The sequence below is a fragment of the Acinetobacter sp. UBA3025 genome (assembly GCF_002367915.1).
Classification (GTDB): Bacteria; Pseudomonadota; Gammaproteobacteria; order Pseudomonadales; family Moraxellaceae; genus Acinetobacter.
Genome location: NZ_DFDO01000301.1, coordinates 1 through 4,362 on the forward strand (window position 1 = coordinate 1; position 4,362 = coordinate 4,362).

Consider the following 4,362-nt stretch of genomic DNA (forward strand, 5'->3'; position numbering starts at 1 on the left):
AATCTGGTTTCTAAAGCCATTACCTGGGCCCAAGGTCTGGATCCAAACTCTTATCCGCATGATTCACTTGCGGGTGGCGGCAGTTTAACGGCATCAGGTTCTGCGAAATTTAACCAGAGATATCCAATTGGTATACCCACCACCGCCTGTGGTGAAGGTGCATATCAACAAAAAGGTATCTACAACTATTCATTCACAGGTGTAGGCCAAGTTACCAACCCGCTCGATCCTGATTCAGCACTCAAAGTTACAGCCCTGCTCATTGATGGCGGCAAGGAAAATGATGGTCTGGTCTCCCGCTGTAGTGCCAAATTCGGTAAAACCATTCGGGATAACTACAACTGGAACCACCTGGACGAAGTGAACCAGTTACTCGGGTTAAAAAATGTCTTTGCTCCAGACCCAGTCGATGTTTATCGCCAGCATGCCAACCGCTTAAAACTGCAAGGTTTATAGAGCTACACAAGCCTCTATTCATCCAGAGGCTTTTTCCATCTTATTTTTCTCCAAATTTTTTCTTGAAATTTACTTGTTAATCATGATTAAACTGCATATAAAATATTCATCAAATATAAAAAGAACTGTGAAATAAAATAAATGCAGATACCTTCTATAGAAATCAAAAACAGATTTAAAAGAACCTGCCCCTGTTGCAAACGAAAAGTGATTAATCCTTTTCAATTTAAAAAATATGAGCCTTATTATTGTCCCTCTTGTCATCGACATATTATCGCAAATGTATGGATCAGTATTTTACTGGCTATCACACAATGTTTTATTTGCATTCAACTTTTTAATGCAGGATTCCAGTCTTGGGGATATTTTGTATTATTCCTGATGTTTATTCATAAAATTTTCTTGGATATTTTGGATGCCATGATCTTGCCTTTGCAGGAACATTTCGAATAAATCCAAATAAAAATCAGGCATAAAAAATGCGCCCAAAGGCGCATTTTTTGCTTAAAAGCAAGGCTAAAATTAACCTTGTTTACGAGCTGGTAATTTTTCACGAATACGTGCAGCTTTACCAGACAATTCACGTAGGTAGTAAAGTTTAGCACGACGAACGTCACCACGACGTTTCACTTCGATTTTAGCAACGATTGGAGAGTGAGTTTGGAATACACGCTCAACGCCAACACCGCTAGAAATTTTACGTACTGTGAACGCAGAGTTCAGACCACGGTTTTTCTTAGCAATGACAACGCCTTCGAACGCTTGTAGACGTTCACGGTCGCCTTCTTTTACTTTTACTTGGACAACTACTGTGTCACCTGGTGCAAAAGCTGGGATGTCTTGTTTAAGCTGAGCATTTTCAACAGCTTGTACTAAAGGATGCTTACCGCTCATGGGGTATCTCCAATATGTGCGAGTCAGAAGAGGTCTGATTATCGCTGGGTATAGAGGCTAAATCGCATAGACCCGATTGACTTTCCCTTTATGCTTGACCGCTTCAATGCATAAAGAGCCTATTTTAAATATTTAAACAACATTGCTTAAATACAGATTTGGACAACAGGATTAGTTGTTGCCACTTTTTAAATCTTTTAGCCATTTCTTTTGCTGCTTGGTCAGTTCAACTTTTTCTACCAATTCAGGCCGGCGTTCCAAAGTGCGCTGATATCGCTGCAAAAACCGCCATTTCTCAATATTGGCATGATGTCCCGATTTCAAGATGTCCGGTACATCCATACCTTCAAAATGGTCTGGCTTGGTATATTGTGGGCAATCTAACAGACCATCCACAAATGAGTCTTGTACGTGTGATTGTTCATCTGACATTGCACCCGGAAGTCTCCGGATAATACTGTCCAATAAAACCATCGCAGGGAGCTCACCACCCGATAACACGTAATCTCCAATCGACCATTCCTGATCAACATATTTCTGGATCAAACGTTCATCGACACCTTCATAACGTCCGCACAATACAATCAGTCCGTCATATTTAACGAAGTCCTGTACCGCAGGTTCATTTAAGGTTTTTCCTTGTGGTGACATATACACCACAAGAACGTTAACTGCACCCGCTTGCGCTGCAAGCTCTTTGGCACGATGAATTGCTTTCGCTAATGGCTCAGCCATCATCACCATACCGGGACCACCACCAAATGGACGTTCATCCACCCGTTTATAGTTCCCTTCAGCAAATTCTCGTGGATTAATACAATGAATTTGCATCAAATCACGTTTTGCTGCGCGCCCGCTAATACCGTAGGCTGTAATCGCTTCAAACATTTCAGGAAAAAGCGTAATGACTGCAAAGAACACCGCAGACTCCTCATTTTCCTGCTGCGTTAACCCTTTTTAAGGATTAATAATCTACGCCCCAATTTACGTAGATACGACCAGCTTCGAGATCAACCCGCTGTACCACATCTTTATGCCATGGAATCATCCGCTCTTCGCCATCAACGCTATCAGCAGTAGCGCGAACTACCATCACGTCATTGGCACCTGTTTCAAACATTTCATGGATTTGACCGAGATTCACTTCCTGTTCTTCTTCATCCAGACCTAACACAGTTAGACCTTTTAAATCAGACCAGTAATACTCATCCACGCCTGGTTGAGGCAGTTGCGATTTAGAGATCCAGACATTAGCACCCACCAGGCCGTCTGCTGCGGTACGATCACTCACACCTTTTAGCGAAACAACCAGGCCCTTGCCATGTGGTTTCCAACGTTTTACATCGACAATTTGCCAACCTGCTTTGGTCTCAATGTACCAAGGAAGGTAATCAAATATATTGCTCATAGGTTCTGTATTGGAATAGACCCAGAGCCACCCATTTAATCCATATGCTGAACGTAACTGTCCAATCTGAATACGATCTTCGGGAACATTCTGTGTTGGTGTCATGGGCTACCTGCTACCTTAAAATTAAGCAGCAGCTGCAGCTTTCTTAGCTTGAGCAGCTAAAGAAGCAACACGTTCAGAAGGTTGAGCACCTTGTGCTACCCAGTGAGCAAAACGGTCAGCATCTAAACGAAGTTTTTCTGCTTTACCTTGCGCTGTAGGGTTGAAGAAACCGATACGTTCGATGAAACGACCGTCACGTGGATTGCGGCTATCAGTTACAACGATTTGATAGAATGGACGCTTTTTAGCACCACCGCGAGTAAGACGAATAACTACCATGATACAACCTTATAGTTTTTACGGATTATCCCTGTACCGACCATCGATACATTTCAAACCCCTTTCATAGAGGGCAGTATTTTACGCGAAGTTTGCCCTGAATGAAAGATCAAAAAGTGTTTATCCGCAGTTTTGAATTTAAATTAGCGGCCGTCCCAGTTGGAAGTTGCAGATGGAACGCAAGCTGTACCACTATTCTTATCAGAACCCTTGGTCCAACAGCGCTGCCCACGATGATTTAATACCAAATGACCATCCGTACTTTGTGATCCTGTTGGTGTTGCAGTTAAAGTCCACATGTTTGCAGTTACTCCAGTTAGAGTAACTGTATAAAGTGCTTGTCCTTGGCGTGGAATTGTTAATGGAACTGTTTCTCCAATATTTGCCAATGTAATGGGGTTTCCATCAGCTTGTATAAACGTAAAATTGGCAACTTTGTAGCGCTGCAATTTACTAGCAAGCTCCATAAGCTCTGCTTGAGCTTCAACACGTTTTGTTTTGCGTACATATTCCTGATAAGAGGGATAAGCTATTGCTGCCAAAATAGCAACGATTGCCACCACAATCATAAGTTCAATCAATGTAAATCCAGAGAAGTGTTTTTTTACCATGCCTCACTCCCTGTTGTATCTGTCCCACAATCTGTGAATGTCACATTGCTGCTGGTTTTATTTTTACAACGAATTCCATTACTACTCATTAAGAAGCTAAAGTTTCGACCATCATTGTGCACAGCACGTATCACCCAACTCGTCCCGCTTGCTGCTGTTGCTGTAAGAGCTGGATTTCCCGCAGCACCATCTCGAACCACAAAAGTGTAGTTTTGAACAGCATTGGGAGTAAGATTAAAACCTAAATAATTAAAATTACGTGATTTCCAACGTTCAAGTTCACTTGCTAAGCGCTGCACCTCTTGCTGTGCTTGTGCTGCGTTAGCTCTACGTGCATATTCCTGATAGCTTGGAATAGCGATTGCTGCAATAATTGCAACAATCACCACCACAACCATCAGCTCAATTAAGGTAAAACCTTTCTGAATAGATAATGCATTATTCATATATCTGCCCTACCTAATCGAACTAATTTTTTCATACCAGCGTTGAGGAATTAAACAAACTTGAGTTGGCTCCCCTTCATTACCTCCAGACTGGTTATAAACTCTGACTGAATCTGCATTCAAGCAATAATTTTTCTCACTTCCACCACCAGTACCACCACCA

6 protein-coding genes and 1 pseudogene are annotated in these 4,362 nt (G+C 42.0%); 1 reads left to right on the forward strand and 6 read right to left on the reverse strand.

The window, feature by feature from the left end; translation table 11 throughout:
• A pseudogene (locus B4J23_RS12690) lies at positions 1 to 456 on the forward strand (triacylglycerol lipase); the annotation flags it as partial.
• A 522-nt stretch (positions 457 to 978) separates the two neighbouring features.
• Here B4J23_RS12690 and rplS read toward each other — a convergent pair.
• The 6 genes from rplS to B4J23_RS12720 form a co-directional block, all read right to left on the reverse strand.
• Positions 979 to 1,350: a 50S ribosomal protein L19 gene (rplS, locus tag B4J23_RS12695; protein ID WP_004787066.1), complete on the reverse strand. Its 372-nt coding sequence runs from the start codon at positions 1,348 to 1,350 to the stop codon at positions 979 to 981.
• 171 nt (positions 1,351 to 1,521) lie between these two features.
• A complete protein-coding gene (gene trmD / locus B4J23_RS12700) occupies positions 1,522 to 2,271 on the reverse strand; it encodes a tRNA (guanosine(37)-N1)-methyltransferase TrmD (protein ID WP_175966203.1) in 750 nt (249 codons plus the stop codon).
• A gap of 43 nt (positions 2,272 to 2,314) precedes the next feature.
• Positions 2,315 to 2,863 (reverse strand): ribosome maturation factor RimM, encoded by a 549-nt coding sequence (gene rimM, locus B4J23_RS12705; RefSeq protein WP_004787070.1) that lies wholly within the window; start codon positions 2,861 to 2,863, stop codon positions 2,315 to 2,317.
• 21 nt (positions 2,864 to 2,884) lie between these two features.
• The gene (rpsP, locus tag B4J23_RS12710; RefSeq protein ID WP_004809941.1) at positions 2,885 to 3,142 is read right to left on the reverse strand and encodes a 30S ribosomal protein S16; all 258 of its coding nucleotides are present in this window, start codon (positions 3,140 to 3,142) and stop codon (positions 2,885 to 2,887) included.
• A gap of 143 nt (positions 3,143 to 3,285) precedes the next feature.
• Positions 3,286 to 3,753 carry a type IV pilin protein gene (locus B4J23_RS12715; RefSeq protein ID WP_291361083.1) on the reverse strand — a complete coding sequence of 156 codons (468 nt, stop codon included), beginning with the start codon at positions 3,751 to 3,753 and terminating at the stop codon, positions 3,286 to 3,288.
• Complete coding sequence (locus tag B4J23_RS12720) at positions 3,747 to 4,199, reverse strand: type IV pilin protein (RefSeq protein ID WP_175966207.1); 453 nt, start codon at positions 4,197 to 4,199, stop codon at positions 3,747 to 3,749. The genes B4J23_RS12715 and B4J23_RS12720 overlap by 7 nt, the downstream gene beginning before the upstream one ends.
• Positions 4,200 to 4,362: the final 163 nt, after the last annotated feature.

Bases quoted from the DNA above. Each gene is read 5' to 3' on its own strand.
- rplS (WP_004787066.1), bottom strand. From the start codon at position 1,350: ATGAGCGGTAAGCATCCTTTAGTACAAGCTGTTGAAAATGCTCAGCTT.
- B4J23_RS12720 (WP_175966207.1), bottom strand. From the start codon at position 4,199: ATGAATAATGCATTATCTATTCAGAAAGGTTTTACCTTAATTGAGCTG.
- rimM (WP_004787070.1), bottom strand. From the start codon at position 2,863: ATGACACCAACACAGAATGTTCCCGAAGATCGTATTCAGATTGGACAG.
- B4J23_RS12715 (WP_291361083.1), bottom strand. From the start codon at position 3,753: ATGGTAAAAAAACACTTCTCTGGATTTACATTGATTGAACTTATGATT.
- rpsP (WP_004809941.1), bottom strand. From the start codon at position 3,142: ATGGTAGTTATTCGTCTTACTCGCGGTGGTGCTAAAAAGCGTCCATTC.